A 19,662-nucleotide genomic window follows, 5' to 3' on the forward strand; every position below is an offset into this window, starting at 1 on the left:
TTCCGAACGCATAAGGAGAATGTGCATATGGACTATAAAGATGCTTCGCTTCCCATTCGGGAGCGTGTTCAGGATCTGATCGGACGGATGACAACGGCAGAGAAGATTGGGCAACTCATTCAGCCGATGGGATGGAAGACGTATGATAAAGCAGCTGATGGTACAGTACAGGTGACGGAAGAGTTCAAAGCGGACATGGAACAGGGCGGTGTCGGTTCTCTGTACGGTGTGCTTCGGGCCGATCCATGGACTGAAGTGACGCTGGAAACGGGGCTGACCCCACGGCAAGGAGCTGTTGCCACGAATGTCATTCAGCAGTATGCCATGGAGCATTCTCGGCTAGGCATTCCCATTTTGTTCGGGGAAGAATGTTCCCACGGGCATATGGCGATTGGAGCGACAGTATTTCCGGTACCGTTAACCGTGGGCAGCACATGGAATATGGAGTTGTACCGTAGGATGTGCGAAGCCATCGCTGTGGAGACCCGGAGCCAGGGGGGAGCAGCAACGTATTCCCCGGTGCTTGATGTCGTACGTGACCCGAGATGGGGACGGACGGAGGAATGTTTTGCCGAAGATCCTTATTTGATTGGTGAATTCGCAGTAGAAGCCATGAAGGGACTGCAGGGTGACCGCCTTGATTCCAACCAGACAATTGTAGCTACACTTAAGCATTTTGCGGCTTATGGCAGCTCGGAGGGTGGACGTAATGCTGCTCCGGTGCATATGGGCTTACGTGAATTGCATGAAATAGACCTGTTACCGTTCAAAAAGGCAGTGGAAGCTGGGGCTTGCTCCGTCATGACCGCTTATAACGAGATTGATGGTGTACCTTGTACGTCCAGTACGTACCTGTTGAATGATCTTCTGCGTGAGCAGTGGGGGTTTGATGGATTCGTCATTACTGATTTTGGCGCCATTCAGATGTTGGTCCATGGACATAACACCGCTGAGAATGGGGAGCAGGCCGTAGCACAGTCCCTTCGAGCAGGGGTAGACATGGAGATGTCCGGGTACATGTATCGCAAACATCTCAGTCAGGCGCTTGAGCAGGGATTGATCGAAGGGAAGGATCTGGACTTGGCTGTGTGGCGGGTGTTGGAGACGAAATTCAGACTCGGATTATTCGAACAGCCTTTCGTAGATCCTGACTTTGCAGAGCGGGTTATCGGATGTGGAGACCATATTCAGCTGGCGAGAGAAGTCGCACAAGAGGGGATTGTTTTACTGAAGAATGAGGGGAATACTCTTCCGCTTGCCAAAACAGGTACAAAGCTGGCTGTCATTGGTCCTAACGCGAACCATATCTACAACCAGCTTGGGGACTATACCTCGCCACAGCCGAGAGAACAGATTGTCACCGTACTGGATGGCATAACGCGCAAGCTTGGCGCGGATTCGGGTCAGGTGCTGTACGCACCTGGTTGCCGGATTAAAGGGGACTCCAGAGAGGGCTTTGCGCAAGCGCTGGCCTGTGCGGAACAGGCGGATGCCATTGTGATGGTGATGGGCGGGTCCAGCGCCCGCGATTTTGGCGAAGGTACGATAGACTTGCGGACAGGTGCATCTGTGGTGACCGATGATCCATGGAATGACATGGAGTGTGGCGAGGGCATTGACCGGGCTTCTCTGAATCTCATGGGTGTTCAATTGGAGCTGGTGCAGGAAGTACATAAGCTGGGAAAACCAGTTATCGTGGTGTATATTAACGGCCGCCCCATTGCTGAGCCTTGGATTGATGAGCATGTCCATGCCATTGTGGAAGCGTGGTATCCCGGACAGGAAGGTGGTAACGCCATTGCAGATATTCTTTTTGGCGATGTGAATCCATCGGGTCGCCTTACCGTCTCCATTCCCAAGCATGTTGGGCAACTTCCGGTCTACTATCATGCCAAACGCACGCGTGGCAAGCGGTATCTGGAGATCGATCTTGCGCCGCAATATCCGTTCGGATATGGACTGAGCTATACCGAATTCAAATACGAGAATGTAAGAGTATTGCCCGAAGTCATCGGCCCGGAAGATGAAGCTCAGGTGATGGTTGAGGTCACGAATACCGGAGCGGTTGCGGGAAGTGAGGTTGTGCAGTTGTACATCACGGATGTATCGGCTTCGGTCACCCGAGCTGAAATGTCACTGAAAGGTTTTCGTAAAATCCATCTGGAGCCAGGACAGACCCAAACCGTTACATTCCCTGTGCAAAAAGAACATCTCGCACTGATCGACTCTCGTCTCCAGTCTGTTGTAGAACCGGGCGAATTCAGGCTGATGGTTGGCCGCAATTCGGCTGACTGGACCGCTTGCAGTCTGCATATCCAGAAGCTGGGGGTGGAAGTATGATTCGAATTCAGCGATTCATCGAAGATCTGAAGCGGCAGCAATGGCTGAATACGATTGAGCTTCCAGCGTGGGAGATGCAGCGGGCCAGATACATTCGGCCAGGGGAATACGAGTACGAACAGGGATATGAAAATAAAGGTGAGCAGACAGACAAGGCCATGCAAAGCTTGAATCCGCTGAACAGCGTACATGGCACGACGTATTTTCTGAGCAAACGTGTGGAGATTCCTGCGGAATGGCAGGATCAGGCTGTTGGGCTGATCTTCGAGGCTGGAGGAGAAGGGCTGCTGAAGGTGAATGGTATGCCTTATCACGGGCTGGATCGGAATCACGGGTTCGTACCCCTTCCGAGGAGTCGTGTTGGCAATACGCCGCAGTTGGAGATTGAACTATATGATCCGATTCCAGAGCCGCATGATCCACTCAACCGACAAGCTGTTATTCAGCCGCCTATTCAGGGCATTCGGGCAGCGTTGGTTCATATTAATCAGCCCCTGCAGAGCCTGATGTACAGCGTGACGGTACTCGCCGAGTCGCTCCGGGCATATACCGAGAAGGAACCCAAGCGGATGGCACTTGTTCGGGCCATTCACCAGGTGATGGATGAGATGTACAATGATCCGGAACGTTGGAGTGATGCATCATGGGTACAGAACTTCGAACATGCACTGGCACAGTCGGTACAGCAGGAAGACCCGGAGGAATATCGAAGTGGCTTCATGCACCTGGTTGGACAATCCCACATTGATATTGCCTGGCTGTGGCCTGTACGTGAGACAGTTCGCAAGTCCAGTCGCACGTTCTCAACCATGTGTACATTGATGGACACATACCCGGATTTTGTGTATTCCCAGAGCCAACCGCAGTTGTACGCTTTCGTGAAGGATCATTACCCAGAGCTGTACGAGCGAGTTAAAGCCCGCATTGCCGAAGGCCGCTGGGAGCTGGTCGGAGGCATGTGGGTGGAGCCAGATCTGAATATTCCGAGTGGCGAGTCGCTGGTTCGGCAGATTCTGTATGGACAGAACTTCTACCAGGCGGAGTTTGGTAAACGCTCCAACATCGAGTGGCTGCCGGATACCTTTGGCTACTGTGCTTCCTTGCCGCAGATGCTGAAACTCGCGGATATTCCTTATTTTATGACCACCAAGTTGAATTGGAATGATACCAATGCGTTTCCGTATGACCTCTTCGACTGGGTAGGCATAGATGGCACTTCCGTGCTGGCGTATCTGAATCATGGGGTGAATGAGCACACGAGGCCCAAAGATGTGGATGAACATTGGCAATCGTACAAACAAAAGGATGTGCATCCCGAGCAGATGTTGCTTTATGGACATGGCGATGGTGGTGGCGGTGTAACAAATGAGATGGTTGAGTTTGCGGAGCGATCCCACTTGATGGTTGGACAGCCAATCAGCAAATTCAGCACAGCAGGCGCTTTTTTTGAAGACATATCAATAAATAAACCGACGTTGCCAAAGTGGCACGGGGACTTGTACCTGGAGCTGCATCGCGGAACGTACACAACTCATGCGAGGAACAAACGTAGCAACCGAAAGGCAGAGGTATTGTATCGGGAAGCGGAGATTTGGGGGCAGTTTGCCGGAGCTTGCGCCGCACACACGAAGAATCATCTGGATGAGGGCTGGAAGCTGATCATGCTCAACCAGTTCCATGACATTATTCCAGGAACGTCGATTCCTGAAGTATACGTAACGTCCACTGAGGAGTACACGAAGGTATTTACATTAGGTACATCTGCACTGCGGGAAACGCTGGATACCCTTGCGGAGAAGATTACGACAGATGAAGTCGATGGTCTCCCCTACATTATATTCAACAGCCTTGGCTGGGAACGTGGAGAAAATATCATCATTACTGGGGATGCCCGCCTCGCCGGGGTGGCTGCATTTGATCGTCAAGGGAACCGTCTGGTCTGTGATCTCGAACAAAAGGAAGACAAGTATACGCTGCTTGTGCATGTTCCTTCGATTCCTGCTTTTGGGTATACAACCATATGGCTGCGCGAGGCATTGGATGTTATCCTTCCAGTAAGGGAAGAAGAACGCTTCCCTTCCACATGGGAAACCGAATTCTATACCCTTGAGTTCAATGACTTGGGAGAGATCACCCGATGGTACGACAAAACGGCAGGACGTGACTGGCTGAAGCCCAGTGATCGGGCGAATGAGTGGCAGTTTTTCCACGACAAACCCACGTACTGGGATGCCTGGGATATCGATCCACGATTTGAATCCCAGCGGGCTGGTGTAGTGCAGTTGATCTCCAGAGAGGTTGTACAGCGTGGGGATACGCGAGATGTACTGCGTTTTGTCTGGAAGCTGAATCAATCGGAGATCAGCCAGGATATCATTTTGCATCGTTACCAGCGACGTGTTGATTTCCATACAAAAGTGAAGTGGAATGAAAGTCATAAGCTGCTCAAGGTGGCATTTCCGGTGGATCTGGTGGCAGCCAAAGCAGCCTATGAAATTCCGTTTGGAGCGTTGGAACGTCCGACCCATAACAACACCAGTTGGGAGCAGGCGCAGTTCGAGGTCTGCGGACATCGCTGGGCGGATATCTCGGAGGGCAATGGTGGTGTCAGTTTGCTTAATGATTGCAAGTACGGGTATGACATCAAGGATCGGACGATCCGCCTGTCCCTGCTTCGTGCTCCAAAATGGCCAGATGAACATGCTGATCAGGGCGATCATGAATTCACGTATTCGATCCTGCCCCATCAGGGCAATTGGCGACAAGCCGCAGTGGTTCGCCGGGCGATGGAGCTTAATCATCCGGTGGAGGTTGTTGCAGCGAGTCAGTCCTCTGGTCACTTGCCAGCTGAGCACGCTTGGGTTCAGTTCCACAGTGAGCATATCATTCTGGATGCAATTAAGGCTGCGGAAGATGGCACGGGAACGGTGCTGCGTTTCTATGAATCATCAGGAGGTCGGGAAACAGTACAAGTCGAGTGGGCTGAAAAGGAAATCAAAGCGTCCATCATTAATCTGTTAGAGGATGAGATCCATCCGTTGGCTTGTCCGAACGGAGCATTCGAACTGACATTCAAACCGTATGAGATTAAGTCGGTGAAGCTTGTTCCAGTGAATCCAATTACGTAATCCTCAGGAGGTATGACATGAAATTAACGAATAAGATCGGTGTCATCGTGGATAGCTTTGGCGTAGGTGTACGGGAAGGGTTGAACAAAGCCAAAGACGTAGGTGCAGAAGGTGTGCAGATTTACGCCGTCAAGGGAGAGATGGACCCTGATAATTTGTCACCTGCGGCGCGCAAGGAGTTAAAGAGTTACATCGATTCGCTGGGTCTCGAAATTTCAGCATTGGTCGGTGACCTGGGCGGACATGGGTTTCAGGTCAAGGAAGATAATCCGTGGAAAGTAGAGAAGTCGAAGCGGATCGTGGATCTGGCCCTCGATCTGGGTACCAACATTGTCACTACACATATCGGCATTGTTCCACATGACCCTTCATCGGATGTCTACGCTACGCTGCATGCTGCTTGTGAGGAACTGGGTCAATACGCCAAGAGTGTTGGGGCATACTTTGCCATTGAGACAGGGCCGGAAACGGCTGCTGACTTGAAAGGATTTCTGGATACGTTGTCCACCAATGGGGTATCGGTGAATTTTGACCCGGCGAATATGGTGATGGTGACCGGAGATGATCCGGCGCGGGGCGTCCACCTGCTCAAGGATTACATCGTACATACCCATGTGAAGGATGGTGTGCGGCTGAAGGAAGTGGACCCAAGAGATGTCTACGGTGCAGTCGGTTATGCGCCTATGGATCACGATAAGATTGCCGAGATGGTCTCTTCCGGAACGTTCTTCCGTGAGGTGCCGCTGGGCGAAGGTGGCGTTGATTTTGACGGATACTTTGCAGCGCTTCAGGAGATTGGTTACACCGGGTATCTGACGATTGAACGTGAGGTAGGCCATCAGCCGGAGCAGGATATTCGCAAGGCGGTTCGATTTATAGAGCGATATCGATAGGGAGTTGAGCAGATGAAAGTGGGCTTGAGCACGTATAGTTTGTTGAACGATTTGAATTCGGGTGAGATGACGGTGCTGGATGTGATCGACTGGATTGCGGCGAACGGCGGCGAGCATATGGAGATGGTGCCTTACGGTTATATCGTGGAGGATAATCACGATCTGGCGGATGCGATTCGCGAACGGGCAGCGACTGCGGGTATTGAACTGTCCAACTACTCGATGCCAGCGAATTTCGTGCAGGAGAGGGAAGAGGCGTTTGAAGAAGAGATGGCTCGGGTCAAAAGACATGTGGATGTCGTACACCGGATGGGTGTAAAACATATGCGGCATGACGTCACGGCATTTACCCTGCCAAAGGAGAAGATGACCATTGCCTGGTTCGAGAAACATCTGCCGCTGATGGTGAGGGGAAGCCAGATCATTGCGGACTATGCTGCGCAGTTTGGTATCACCACAACCATTGAGAATCACGGCTTTAGCGTGCAGGCGAGTGATCGGGTGCAGCGTGTCCTGCATGCTGTGGATCGTCCGAATTTCAAAACAACACTTGATATTGGCAACTTCATGTGTGTGGATGAGAACCCGATCATTGGTGTCATGAAAAATCTGCCTTACGCTTCTCTGGTCCACTTCAAAGATTTCTACTTCCGTCCTTATGATGAGCATCCGGGTGAGGGTGAATGGTTCACGACAGCCTACGGTAACTTCCTGCGTGGGGCCATCGTTGGGCAAGGGGATATTCCGATCCGCAAAATTGTAAAGCTGATCAAAGACTCCGGCTATGATGGCAACATTACGGTAGAGTTCGAAGGCATGGAGGAATGTAAATTGGCATCCAAAATCGCCATGGACAACCTGCGCCGCTTCTGGGAAGAAGCGTAACGAATATCATAGAGAGATAATGAAGGGCCACGTTCAAACGTGGCTCTTTTTCTCATATTAAAGCAAGCGAAAAAGCCTGTAAGAATATGGTTCTTCGCAAGGATTAAGTTACGAGCAGCACAAGTGTGGTATAATGGATATATTCAGCCTGATAATAACTGGCTATGGATAGGAGATGTTACTGATCTATGCAGATATTCGAGGACTGGAATCAGAAAGTAAAGAGGACGTTTAATGCTACGAACCCAGAGGTTGTCTTGACGGTATCGGAAGCAGGAAGTTTGCTCGGTTTGACCAAGGACCAGATGAAACTATATGTAGACAAGAACAAACTTACGAAGGTCCCGATCATGAGAAGTGTTCACCGATACCTCTTACTGAAAAGTGAATTAGATAACATCGTTCAAACGTGATAACTTCATAGGATTGAACACAACCATTTTACCGACAGGATTCGGGAGAGTGGTCTTTTTTTTTGATAAAAAGGACATGATCTTAAACCTTTTTATGCCGATACAAGAGACGTTCTGGAGTCCGGCCTACGGCTCGGTTATCGACAAGTTTGGCGTACAGTTTCAGATCAGTGCTACGCCGGTACAAGCTTAAGAGCGAACTCTTCACTAATATAAGCTTCAAATGGCAAAAACCTCCGCGGTCTGCTTTGAGCAGTTGTGGAGGTTTTTTTGCTTTTTTTGTAATGAATCGTGATTAACCTTCCTTCTGAATCTTGGAAGGATTGTTGATTTTATAGGGAACCGGGTTACGTGTCAGCTTCTTCTTGATGATTTTTGCTTCAAACGTGATGACATCTCCCACTTCCAGTTCCTGTTTCTTAACGGTGGCACTGTGGCTCGACCAGGCTTCCCCAACATCGATGACGTCTGGCTCCGTGATGGTAACTGCTTCATAGATGATGACTTCATCGTCATTGTCAGAGAAGTGATTCGGTACCGTGGTGAACTCTTTAACAACGGCACTCATCTTCACTTTGCCTTCTGGCAGATCAATCTTGACGGTCTTAGCCTTGCTCGCTGTTTTGGCTTTAGGTTTGGCTTCACTGGCTGCCCCAGACTGAGGTCCAACATACTCTTCTACTAACCCATCTGGATCACCCTTCAGCCCCGAGGAGAATTCATCTGTATCCGTGTCGTCCGAATCATCCGGATCCGTCGTAATATCTTCCGGGTTAACCAGGGCATCTGGAGTTGGCGTAACATCAGTAGGGGTACCTGGTGCGACTGTATCCGAAGTTGTCGATTCTGTGCGGCGATCTGATCCTGCTGTTCCTATGCTTCTAGCGCTGTAGCTGGACGCTTGCATTTCCTTCAGATACGACGGGTGGATACAATGCTTTTGTCCATTATCCAGTTGAATAACGGCTGCCATGTGATCGACATACCCAATGATGGTGCACGGCATGTTCAATCCGTTTCCTTTATAATAGAACGTTTTGAGTTTGGTGGCTTTACCGGAAAGCAAACCCCACTCCTGACATTTCTCAATCAGTTCGTCTTCGTTCTCCAGCGCAATAAAATCCTGCGGTTCGATCATAAATGCGTATGTCATATGGAATTTCCGCCCTTCCAATCCATTCTTCATGTTCATCGTTTCCAAATTACAACCAGTGTATCACAAATGAGCATTTTGCATAAATCGAAACGCTGAAATTCGTACCCGGAGATGAAGATTATCAACGCCTGCTCACAGAGGCCTATGCTATAATTTGATCAGAATATAAGGTGGGAAGATACAGCCCTGATATACATAGTCTAAGAAGGGAACATCCGCATGAAGAAAAAAGTGAATCATCAAGCCGTATGGCTGGCTATAGGTGTTGCCATGGGAGTCAGTATTGGTACGGCTACACAGCAGCTTGGACTCGGGATTGCTTTTGGCTTGGCGCTTGGCATTGTGATTGGTTCGGTGGTTAGCAAACGTACGGGTTCAGACTCGGAACATATGCTCAGCGAACATGTCCGTGAATTGCATAAACCAGATGACTGGGAAGACGCGCTTCATCGCTCGCAGGAGCATCCGGTGCTTGTTCTGAAACACAGCACGACTTGTCCGACCAGTGCGAGAGCGTACAGAGAATTTATGGCGTTTGTAGGTACGAATGCATCAGATCCCAAACAACCTATGGACTACCGCATCGTCAAAGTGATTGAAAATCGTTCGTTATCCCGCCACATTGCGGAAGAGACAGAGGTTTACCATGAGTCACCACAGGTACTTCTGCTCGATCAGGGACAAGTCATTAAACATACATCCCATGGCAAAATCACGAAAAAGAGATTAGTGCAGTGGGCACAGAATCCATTGGGATGAAGTGTATGAGATAGGTCTACTTTAAAAATATCAAAAAAAATCATATCTTTGCACACGAACTTCGATTAAAATATAACTTGTCTTCATATTTATGAATCGGAGTGATCTATATGGAACAATATAAGTTCAAGTCGGAACATAGTCAGATGCTTGTTGATGCTATTGTTGAAGGATACCGCGAATATATTGATCATCGTAAAGATCGCAAGAGAAACATGAAGATTAGTTCAGCCTTTGCCTGGACAAAGGGAAATTTTATTGAGAGCAAAATCGCAGATTATTGCGGTGAACAAGGATTCACTCACAAAAAATCCAAAGCAGGTTTAACATGGGATTATCTCCAGTTCACACATGAAGAATCAAAAGTTCTGTTTCTGATAAAGAACGCAGCCTACTTTAATGAGAATAGTTTTTCCAGTGCCAAGCTACCTACGGGCGTTGACAACAAAGGTGCTTTCCGTACCTATTTACACGATCTCTCCAAGATTAATAACGATCTGGAATTTTCTTTGATTCAACCACGCCGTAATGAACATGGTGAGTTGCAGAGGGTTGAGCAACTTTCTTTTCCAATCTCAGAGAGTCAGGTCAGCCGTGTGAAAGAAGAACTTGAACATCTTGCATGTACATATAATGAGTTTCATATACTCACTTATGCTATTGATGATGCATACCAAATTTCGAAGGTTCAGCATTATCTGCCTAATCCGCATGATAATATCGCTTATTTTATAGAAGATTTGTCGGATCTGATCTCAGGTGCTGAGTTAAATGAGAGTGACCGTGAGGTACTTGCACCAGATATGGAAGATATCGTTGATCCGGCAGCTTATGATATTGAAATTTTGGAAGGAGAACAGCGGGGGTGATTCCCTGTGTCGTTCAATAAGGAGGGAGCAGCATGTTCGTTGGTGAAAATTTGACCAATTTGCGGATCATGCATGGGTATTCGAGAAAACAGCTCTCCGAACAATTAGGTGTGACAGAACAAGCAGTCTGGCAATATGAAAATGCGTATACCTCTCCGAAGGTGCCAATTGTGAATGAGTTGAAACGCATTTTCAGTGTGAAAAGCAAGTATTTTTATACGAAAGATATGCTTACACAGCGTAATAACGCAGCCAACATTGATGTTATGAACATTGCCTATCGTTCGAAAGTGATGAATGTGATATCCAAGACACAGACAGAAGCAAAGCATGTAGAATATCTGGACACGTTCATTAATTATATTACCGCTCAGATCAGCCTTCCCACACTGAATATTATCCAATTGCGGGAAGAGGCAATTGAGTATATGAACCATACAGACGATGATCGTACGACTCAGATCCATTATGTTGCCTATCTTGCGAGACAACGGCTGAATATGGAGCCATCGACGAATGAGAACCTGATGTTCCGGATCGAAAAAAGTGGTGTGTACGTTTTTGAAAAAGCGATTGGTGAAGAAATTGATGCGTACAGCCTGTGGACACGAAATGATCGTCCGTTTATTATACTGGGCAACATCAAACGTTCTGCGGTTCGTAGGAATTTCGATATTGCACATGAGCTTGGTCATTTGTTGCTTCATTATCGTCTTGAATTTGTCAATCTGGATCGAAAAGAACACAAATTGATTGAAAATGAAGCTAATCTGTTTGCGGGTGCATTTTTATTGCCCGAAGAAGAGTTTTCATCGGACATGAATGATATCACTTATAAGACGAATCCCGATCAATATCTTGATTTGAAAAATAAATGGAAGACTTCCCTACAAATGCTGGGATATAGAGCAGCACATCTAGGAATGATGGAAAATAAGGATCATCGTAATTTCTATGCGGCGATGCACCGAAGAGGATATCTGGAAAAGGAGCCTTTCGACAGGGAGATTCCACTTCAAAAGCCGATGCGAATTAAAACCATTATTGACCTGCTCTCCAAGAAAGGTCTTGTAGATATCCGTTATATGATTGAGGAGGATTGGAAAGTGGAGACATCCTTCTTTCATCATATGACAGGAATAAACACGGACTTTTTTAACAAGTACATGACGAACAAGCCTGAAACTAGTATTCAAAATGTTAGGGAAATGCCCACACGTAGCTCTTGAAATCGACTATATCCGGTGAATCAGATAGAGTGGCGCGCTTGTTTTCAAAAGATCATCTGTAGTTGATGAGTCCTTAACCGAGTTTTGATACTCACATTATATAATGATTTGACGAATTAAGTACAAAGCACCGTCCCCTTTAGCAGTAAAGGAAACGGTGCTTTTATATTATGACGTATATTTTGGCAACCAGTCGCCGTGAGCCTCAATCAACTCATCACACATCGCTACGATGTCATCAATAGACAGTTCGGCAGCCGTGTGTGGATCAAGCAAGGCGGCATGATAGATATGTTCCTTCTTGCCAGTGATTGCCGCTTCAATCGTCAGCAGCTGAGTGTTGATGTTGGTCCGGTTCAATGCTGCGAGTTGTGGAGGCAGGTCACCAATGTACGTAGGGCTGATTCCTGATCCATCCACCAGACAAGGAACCTCGACACATGCCTCGCGCGGCAGGTTCGTAATTAGTCCGTTGTTCATGACGTTGCCGCCAATCTTGTACGGGTTATTCGTCTCCATCGCTTCGATAATATGGGATGCGTATTCACGGCTGCGGGTATGTTCAATATTTTCGCTGGCAAACAGCTTGGTACGCATCTCTTTCCAGCCTTCAATCTGGTTCACACACCGGCGTGGATACTCATCCAGCGGAATGTTGAAGCGTTCGATTAGCTCCGGGTAATTCCGCTTGATGAAGTAAGGGTGGTACTCGGCATTATGCTCGGAGGATTCCGTTACGTAATAGCCAAAACGCTGCATCAGCTCAAAACGAACCATGTCGTCATGCTGTTCTTTCTGTTTTTCCTTCGCCAGACGTTTAATCTCGGGGTACAGATCCTGCCCGTCTTTGGTAACTTCGAGCAGCCACGCCATGTGGTTGATCCCTGCAATCTTAGCCACGACACCTGTCTGATCGATTCCTAGTGCATCGAATAGATGCGGTACACAGACCTGCACACTATGACACAAACCTACGGTTTTGATCCCACCATGTACATTCATGACATTAGTAAGCACAGCCATTGGATTGGTGTAGTTCAGGAACCATGCATCTGGACATACTTCCTGCATATCTCGAGCAAAATCCAGCATGACTGGAATCGTCCGCAGATTACGGAAAATTCCGCCGATACCGAGTGTATCTGCAATCGTTTGACGCAGTCCGTATTTCTTCGGAATCTCGAAGTCTGTAATGGTACATGGATCATATCCACCGACCTGGATGGCGTTGATGACATATTTGGCCCCGCGCAGCGCTTCTTTGCGGTCATGATATACGTTCACGACGCAACGACTTCCGAGTGAGCGGGCCAGACTGGTTAGCAAACGCTCTGAATCGCTCAAGCGCTGCGCATCGATATCAAACAATGCCAGTTCAAAATCCTGCAGTGCTTCGGTCATCATGACATCACCCAATACATTTTTGACAAAGACGGTGCTACCTGCACCGAGAAATGTAATTTTATTCATTTAAGTTCAGCCTCCCTGAAAAATGTTGTACCCCAACTATAGGCCGATTCGGCACATATAACTATGGCTCAACCCCTTTCAAACATGTCATAATCCCATTTTTGTTCCCGCTTTCAACTAATATGGAAGTACTTTAGCTGTTATAATATAAATAAACTAAATGAAGAGATAAGCGAAATGAAGTCAGGATGGAGGGCGAAAAATGAGTCGCATTGAGATGAATGTGGTTCCCGCAGGCTGGACACAGATGGAGCTGATGTTGTTGTTTTTTGGGTGGGAGGCATGTGATCCTGCGCATTATTGGGGACCGGGTGTACGTGATTCTTACATTGTGCACTACATCCATGAAGGACGGGGCATCGTGTATATGGGGAATCAGGAATACAAGCTTAGCGAGGGACAGGGTTTTGTCATTCTCCCCGACACACTTATTCATTATGAGGCAGATTCGCAGGAGCCCTGGACGTATTCGTGGTTCGGTTTTAAAGGTGTACAAGCCAAAGCCTTCATGCAACGTGCCCGATTGAGCCCGGAGCGACCGGTATATGATGCCCGTGATACAAATACGATGGAACAGTTGTATACGGAGATGGTCCAAGCTTCCACGCGACCGGGAGGCGATGTGTTGAACCAGAGTCTCTTGTACCGCTTGATGGCAGAATTAATCTCTTCTTCGCCTGTGGAGGAAGAAATAGGGCAGCTCCTTTCAAACAAAGAGACGTACATCCGGCAGGCGGTGCAGTTTATGGAGAACAGGTATAGCCAGCGAACCTCTATTCTGGATATTGCCCAAGCTGTGGGGCTGGATCGAACGTATCTATCGGGATTGTTCAAAGAGCGATATGGCATGTCGCTACAGTCCTTTTTCCTGGAGTACCGTATGAATCGAGCTGCCGAACTTCTCCAGAACCCTGGACTTTCTGTTAGTGAAGTAGCCCACTCTGTGGGTTATACGGACCCGTTACTGTTTTCCAAGATGTTCAAGCGAGTGACCGGTGTATCTCCAAAGGGTTCGAGAAATCGAGATTAGAAGCATCTAGTGCTTCAAATTTAAAAGAAAGTTTTGATCATTAATCGTTGTCCCGCTATACTGATACAGAAGTGTAATTGAATATGTGGAACTTGGTGCTTTGCCCGTCAGGGTGGAAGCTTAATAGGGAAGTCCGGTGTAATACCGGCGCGGTCCCGCCACTGTAACAGAGGAGTCAGGTAGCGATAATCCACTGGTGTAAGCCGGGAAGGAGCTGCAAGTGACGATGATTCTGGAGCCAGGAGACCTGCCAGGTTTAACAAACACAGTAGTACCCTACGGGAGATAGGAAGGTGTTTAGAGAGCATGATTTTTTCTGAAAATCTGTTTATTTAAGGCGTCCTCATCCAGTAACACGGAGAGGGATGCTTTTTTTGTTATGGACGAAGAACATCACGGCACATACATAAAGTTTTGGGGAAGGACGTTAGAGCACTTGAGCAGATATATCGTTAAACGATTATTACAACTGGTAGTTGTATTGTTCGGCATCACGTTCCTGACGTTCCTGCTAACCTACCTGTCTCCTGGAGACCCAGCCAGACTTATGCTCATGTCTACAGGTGTAACTCCATCGGATGAACTGGTCAGGCAAGTGAGGTCGGAGCTTGGATTGGATGAGCCCTTTCTCTATCGATACGGGACATGGCTGGGACAGGTGGTGACTGGGGACTTCGGTACATCATATAAATACAAACGTCCAGTACTGGACGTGCTCATGGCAAGGCTCCCGGCAACGCTTTGGCTAACAGGAAGCGCCATGTTTCTGGTTATTCTGGTGTCCTTCCCACTAGGGATGCTGTCGTCTGTCTATCGTAACAAATGGCTTGATTACGTCATTCGTCTGTTTTCTTTTGCTGGATTATCGATGCCCAGCTTCTGGTTGGGTATGTTGCTCATGTTGGTCTTCGGTGTGCAGCTGAAGATGCTGCCGGTAATGGGCAAATCCGGATGGTACAGCCTGATTCTGCCTGCATGTACACTCGCGATTCCACTTGTTGCCCAGTACAGCAGACAGATTCGTACGGTCCTGCTTGAGGAGACAAGCCAGAACTATGTGATCGGAGCAAGATCCAGAGGTGTGAAGGAGTCGATCATTATTTTGCGTCATATTCTCCCTAATGCTCTGCTGCCGATCGTTACCCTTATGGGCATGACGACAGGTGCTTTGTTAGGTGGTGCAGCGATTGTGGAAAGTTTATTTGTGTGGCCGGGTGTTGGACAGATGGCCGTGGATGCTATTTTTACACGGGATTATCCGTTGATTCAGGGGTATGTCATCTGGATGGCGATCATATATGTCACGCTTAATCTGCTGGTTGATGTATGGACACATCTTCGTGATCCCCGAATCCGACTGGATGTGGATGTATAGATGAGAGCTTTCAGGCTTGTATTACTGCAGAATCGCTGGTTCACATTCCTGCTGTCTCTGACTGTTTTCTGGATTATTCTTGCCATGGTTGCACCGTTGCTTGCACCACACGATCCACTTGCAACGAACTTTGCCAAAGTGCTGCAGCCATCCAGCGCCGAATATCCTCTTGGAACCGATCAGCTAGGTCGCTGTGTACTGTCACGTCTTCTGTATGGGGCACGAACCTCGCTGCTGCTTACCTTTATGATGATTGGCATTGTATTCGTGTTAGGCGTAGCGGTTGGGGTTGTTGCCGGTTTCGCTCGGGGTGTGACGGATATGGTGCTCATGCGGCTGTCTGATACATTAATGGCCTTTCCGGGCCTTATTTTTGCGATCGCTGTGGTGGGCATGCTTGGGCCGGGCTTGTTCAATACAGTGCTGGCACTGTCGGTTGTCTGGTGGGCGAAGTATGCACGGATGGCCAGAAGTTTGGTGATCTCTCTTCAGCAAAAGGAATATGTCGCTGCCGCTGCTTTCAGCGGAGCACGTAAGATCCAGATCATCGGCAGGACGATCCTGCCCAATATGATCTCACCACTCATCGTCATGGCGATGATGGATGTGGGTGGTATGATGCTGTCCATCTCGGGGTTATCCTTTCTTGGGCTTGGCGCGCAGCCACCAAACCCCGAGTGGGGGGCCATGTTAAATGAAGGCAGAAGATATCTGCAGACTGCGCCGTGGCTGTTGATATATCCGGGCCTGGCGATATTTAGCACCGTCATTATTTTTAATTTACTGGGAGACAGCCTGCGAGATGTGCTTGATCCCAAGAATAATACAGCTTAACTGGGGGAACCGGAATGAAGAGCAATGTTCAAAAATCAATCCTGCTTACCATCGTATCCATGTTTGTTGTGTTCTTGCTTGCAGCTTGTGGCACTACCAATCATCCATCGACCTCGTCTGATGCGACGGAGAAGTCGGCAGCTACGGACAAGGATACTACAAGTGCACCAACGCATCTGAATGTAGCCCTGTTCTGGCTTGGCAGCAACCTCGACCCGGCAGAAGAATGGAACGGTTGGACGCTTACGCGTGCAGCGATTGGTGAGACACTGATTCAGTTTGATGAGAATATGAAGTTAGTCCCTAAAATTGCAGATACGTGGGAACGTGTTGATGACACAACTTGGCATTTTCATATTCGGGAGGGTGTAACCTTCCATAACGGAAACAAGGTAACTGCCGACGCGGTGAAAAAATCGATAGAACGCTCCATTGAGCTAAACGAGAGAGGACAAGCGACTGTACCAGTAGCCTCGATGACTGCTGAAGGACAAGATCTGACGATTAAGACGACAGAGCCTTATGCGTCCTTGCTTGGTAATATCGCCGAGCCACTGTTTATCATCGTGGATACGAGTGCTGATACATCCCAATTCAAGAGCGAGCCTATTGCAACCGGGCCATTTATGGTGACAGGTTATATGCCGGATCAAGAGATTCAGGTGAAAAAGTATGACGGGTATTGGGGTGGTGCGGCAGATGTCGACACATTGACGTTGAAATACATCAAGGATGACAGCACACGTGCTCTGGCCCTGCAGTCCGGAGAGATTGATGTAGCAAGTAACGTGGGACGCAGCAGTCTGGCATTATTCCAGGATAAGAGTCAATACACTATTGATGAAATTCCCAGCCTGCGTACCCAGTTTGTATGGTTTAACACCACCAATCCACTGCTGAGTGATCCAGAGGTTCGCCGGGCGATCTCTTATGGTATTGACCGGGAGATGTACGCAAATACGCTGGTGGGGGGACAGGCAGCCAAAGGACCATTCACCTCAGCTCTGCCTTTTGGTTATGACAAGATCAGAGGATATGATTACGAACCGGAGAAAGCCAAACAGTTGCTGGATGGGGCCGGCTTCAAGGATACAGATGGAGATGGTATTCGTGAAAAAGATGGAAAGAAGCTGTCGCTACAGCTGATTCTCAATTCCGCTTACGAGTCCGATTCAATTGTGGCTGCTGCGATGCAGTCCCAGCTTAAAGAGATTGGCGTCCAAGTGGAGATGACCTCTTATGAGGATCTAACCGATCATCAGAAGAGCGGGAATTACGATCTCGCTTTAACAAGTATTAATACAGGCATCACGGGTGACCCGCAGTATATTCTGGATTTCTACTTCATGACGGGTGCGGAATGGAATGTGGGCGGATATAGCAATCCGAAGCTGGATGAGGTGATAACTCGTCTTGACTCTGAGTTTGACGTAGAGAAAAGATATGCCCTTGCAACAGAGGCCCAGCAGATGATTCTGGATGATGCAGCCTATATGTTTTTGACCTATACCCCGATTAATATTGTGAGTAAAAGTACCGTGCAGGGCGCGACGATGTATCCCATCGACTTCTACCTGTTGGATCGAAATATTAAGGTTGGGCAGTAATGAAGCCCTTGCTTAGTGTCAATCATCTGTCTGTAACCTACAAGGGAGATTTTCTGGCTCTGCGGGAATTGTCCTTCTCCATGAATAAGGGAGAGATTATCGGGATTGTAGGTGAAAGTGGCAGTGGAAAGTCGACCCTTATTCGGGCTTTGCTTGGCCTGTTACCAGAAGGTGGTCAATACACCGGGGGAGTGATCTCCTTTCAGGAAAAAGTGCTATTACGTGAGTCGCAGTTGGATTGGTGTGGAGTGCGCGGGAAGCGGATCGCCATGGTGTTTCAGGACAGTGGATCGTATCTTAATCCGATTCGCAGCATCGGCAGTCAGTATATTGAAGCGATTCGCACTCATTTCACCGTGTCCAGAAAAGCAGCTCAGACCATGGCTGTGAATATGCTCACCGACATGGGACTGGATGAACCCGAACGAATTATGCGTTCCTATCCATCGCAGCTCAGTGGGGGGATGAAACAACGAACGGCTATAGCTATGGCGGTTACGATGGAACCTGAACTCTTACTTGCAGATGAGCCGACGAGTGCATTGGATGTGACGACACAGAATGAAGTGATGAACCGATTGAGCGAGCTTCGTTCCCGACAAGGGACAGGCATGATCATCGTAACACACAACATTGCCGTTGCAGCTCATATGGCAGACCGAATTGGTGTGATGCAGGATGGTACATTGGTTGAGATGGGAGATACTTTCCGCGTCATATCCGACCCTCAGCATGAGTACACTCGCAAGCTGCTGAGTGCTGTACCTGAATTGGAGGGAAATGTTCATGGCTCATGAGGGTTTACCGATTCTGGAACTGAGAAACCTGTGCAAAACCTACGAGTTAAAGGGACATAGGGCAGTTGATGCATTGAAAGCTGTTCATTTGAAGCTGTACCCGGGGGAGTGTCTGGGGATTGTAGGGGAAAGTGGTAGCGGGAAGAGCACACTGGCCAGATGTGTAACCCATCTGGAACGAGCGACCTCAGGGCAGATTCGTTATCGTCAGCAGGATATTACCCGATTGAACGGAAAGGCACTACGCCAGCAACGAAAGCAGATCCAGATGGTATTCCAAGAGCCTTCGGCTATCTTTAATCCACGAATGAAGATTGGAGCTTTTATCCGGGAGCCACTCATCATTTATAAAATAATGCAGGGCCAGCAAGCGGAGCAGGAAGTGCTCAGGCTGTTGGAACGGGTGGGGTTGCCGACTGCTGCTGCGGATAAATATCCTCATGAACTGAGCGGGGGAGAGCAGCAGAGAGCAGTCATTGCTCGTGCGATTGGAGTAGAGCCAGACATCATCCTGTTCGATGAAGCCACCTCCGCACTGGATGTTTCCATCCAGAAGCAGATCCTGGATCTGTTGGTGGAGTTGAGAAGGGAAACAGGTGTCTCATCTATTTTCATATCGCATGATCTTGCAGTGGTCCAGCAGGTGAGCGACCGAATTGCCGTGATGTACCAAGGTGAAGTCGTTGAGGTTGTGGAGAGTTCACAGCTGACCAGTTCTGCGAATCATCCCTATACTCGTAGCCTAATGGCCTCGGTGTTGTCCGTGAGGGAAATGAAGCATAAGATGCGGGTACAGAAGCAGGAAGAGGGACAAGAACAGGAACAAGGACAGATGGGGGTTCTTCAGGAAAGTCTGTCAGGATAACCTGATGCGCTG

General features: G+C 48.4%; 17 protein-coding genes and 1 riboswitch. Of the genes, 15 read left to right on the forward strand and 2 right to left on the reverse strand.

Annotated features, from left to right (window positions below):
• Positions 1 to 27: 27 nt before the first annotated feature.
• The 6 genes from J7E78_RS26955 to J7E78_RS26980 all read left to right on the forward strand — a co-directional run bounded on the left by J7E78_RS26955 (position 28) and on the right by J7E78_RS26980 (position 7,852).
• Positions 28 to 2,340 (forward strand): glycoside hydrolase family 3 N-terminal domain-containing protein, encoded by a 2,313-nt coding sequence (locus J7E78_RS26955; protein WP_215079661.1) that lies wholly within the window; start codon positions 28 to 30, stop codon positions 2,338 to 2,340.
• Entirely contained in the window at positions 2,337 to 5,468 is a 3,132-nt protein-coding gene (locus J7E78_RS26960) for an alpha-mannosidase (protein ID WP_215079663.1), read from the forward strand. The genes J7E78_RS26955 and J7E78_RS26960 overlap by 4 nt, the downstream gene beginning before the upstream one ends.
• A gap of 17 nt (positions 5,469 to 5,485) precedes the next feature.
• Complete coding sequence (locus tag J7E78_RS26965) at positions 5,486 to 6,361, forward strand: sugar phosphate isomerase/epimerase family protein (RefSeq protein ID WP_215079665.1); 876 nt, start codon at positions 5,486 to 5,488, stop codon at positions 6,359 to 6,361.
• Positions 6,362 to 6,373: 12 nt separating this feature from the next.
• Positions 6,374 to 7,246: a sugar phosphate isomerase/epimerase family protein gene (locus tag J7E78_RS26970; RefSeq protein ID WP_215079668.1), complete on the forward strand. Its 873-nt coding sequence runs from the start codon at positions 6,374 to 6,376 to the stop codon at positions 7,244 to 7,246.
• Between the two features lie 188 nt (positions 7,247 to 7,434).
• On the forward strand, positions 7,435 to 7,659 hold the full coding sequence (locus tag J7E78_RS26975) for a DNA-binding protein (RefSeq protein WP_215079670.1): 225 nt from the start codon (positions 7,435 to 7,437) through the stop codon (positions 7,657 to 7,659).
• A gap of 49 nt (positions 7,660 to 7,708) precedes the next feature.
• A complete protein-coding gene (locus tag J7E78_RS26980) occupies positions 7,709 to 7,852 on the forward strand; it encodes a VOC family protein (RefSeq protein ID WP_251035289.1) in 144 nt (47 codons plus the stop codon).
• Between the two features lie 102 nt (positions 7,853 to 7,954).
• Here the strand turns inward: J7E78_RS26980 and J7E78_RS26985 are convergent, their stop codons facing one another.
• Positions 7,955 to 8,812, reverse strand: coding sequence for a hypothetical protein (locus J7E78_RS26985; protein ID WP_215079672.1), 858 nt, complete (start codon positions 8,810 to 8,812; stop codon positions 7,955 to 7,957).
• A 222-nt stretch (positions 8,813 to 9,034) separates the two neighbouring features.
• Between J7E78_RS26985 and ytxJ the strand changes: the two genes are divergently transcribed.
• The 3 genes from ytxJ (at position 9,035) to J7E78_RS27000 (ending at position 11,672) form a co-directional block, all read left to right on the forward strand.
• Positions 9,035 to 9,574 carry a bacillithiol system redox-active protein YtxJ gene (ytxJ, locus tag J7E78_RS26990; RefSeq protein WP_251035290.1) on the forward strand — a complete coding sequence of 180 codons (540 nt, stop codon included), beginning with the start codon at positions 9,035 to 9,037 and terminating at the stop codon, positions 9,572 to 9,574.
• Positions 9,575 to 9,684: 110 nt separating this feature from the next.
• Positions 9,685 to 10,443 (forward strand): spr1630 family ClpXP-sensitive toxin, encoded by a 759-nt coding sequence (locus J7E78_RS26995; RefSeq protein ID WP_215079724.1) that lies wholly within the window; start codon positions 9,685 to 9,687, stop codon positions 10,441 to 10,443.
• Positions 10,444 to 10,475: 32 nt separating this feature from the next.
• Entirely contained in the window at positions 10,476 to 11,672 is a 1,197-nt protein-coding gene (locus tag J7E78_RS27000; protein ID WP_215079675.1) for a spr1629 family repressor/antitoxin, read from the forward strand.
• Positions 11,673 to 11,840: 168 nt separating this feature from the next.
• On the opposite strand, the gene melA is transcribed toward J7E78_RS27000, so the two are convergent.
• The gene (melA, locus tag J7E78_RS27005; protein ID WP_215079677.1) at positions 11,841 to 13,142 is read right to left on the reverse strand and encodes an alpha-glucosidase/alpha-galactosidase; all 1,302 of its coding nucleotides are present in this window, start codon (positions 13,140 to 13,142) and stop codon (positions 11,841 to 11,843) included.
• 202 nt (positions 13,143 to 13,344) lie between these two features.
• Between melA and J7E78_RS27010 the strand changes: the two genes are divergently transcribed.
• The 6 genes from J7E78_RS27010 to J7E78_RS27035 all read left to right on the forward strand — a co-directional run bounded on the left by J7E78_RS27010 (position 13,345) and on the right by J7E78_RS27035 (position 19,650).
• A complete protein-coding gene (locus J7E78_RS27010) occupies positions 13,345 to 14,172 on the forward strand; it encodes an AraC family transcriptional regulator (protein WP_215079679.1) in 828 nt (275 codons plus the stop codon).
• 76 nt (positions 14,173 to 14,248) lie between these two features.
• Positions 14,249 to 14,441: riboswitch (cobalamin riboswitch) on the forward strand.
• 167 nt (positions 14,442 to 14,608) lie between these two features.
• A complete protein-coding gene (gene nikB, locus J7E78_RS27015) occupies positions 14,609 to 15,547 on the forward strand; it encodes a nickel ABC transporter permease (RefSeq protein WP_215079681.1) in 939 nt (312 codons plus the stop codon).
• Positions 15,548 to 16,381 carry a nickel transporter permease gene (nikC, locus tag J7E78_RS27020; RefSeq protein ID WP_215079683.1) on the forward strand — a complete coding sequence of 278 codons (834 nt, stop codon included), beginning with the start codon at positions 15,548 to 15,550 and terminating at the stop codon, positions 16,379 to 16,381. It begins immediately after the preceding gene.
• Between the two features lie 14 nt (positions 16,382 to 16,395).
• Positions 16,396 to 17,988, forward strand: a complete 1,593-nt coding sequence (locus tag J7E78_RS27025; RefSeq protein ID WP_215079685.1) for an ABC transporter substrate-binding protein — start codon at positions 16,396 to 16,398, stop codon at positions 17,986 to 17,988.
• On the forward strand, positions 17,988 to 18,785 hold the full coding sequence (locus J7E78_RS27030) for an ABC transporter ATP-binding protein (protein ID WP_215079687.1): 798 nt from the start codon (positions 17,988 to 17,990) through the stop codon (positions 18,783 to 18,785). Before J7E78_RS27025 ends, J7E78_RS27030 begins: the two co-directional genes overlap by 1 nt.
• Positions 18,775 to 19,650 carry an ABC transporter ATP-binding protein gene (locus tag J7E78_RS27035; protein WP_215079688.1) on the forward strand — a complete coding sequence of 292 codons (876 nt, stop codon included), beginning with the start codon at positions 18,775 to 18,777 and terminating at the stop codon, positions 19,648 to 19,650. The genes J7E78_RS27030 and J7E78_RS27035 overlap by 11 nt, the downstream gene beginning before the upstream one ends.
• The last annotated feature ends 12 nt before the right edge of the window (positions 19,651 to 19,662 follow it).

Source organism: Paenibacillus polymyxa (assembly GCF_018614975.1).
Classification (GTDB): domain Bacteria; phylum Bacillota; class Bacilli; order Paenibacillales; family Paenibacillaceae; genus Paenibacillus; species Paenibacillus polymyxa_E.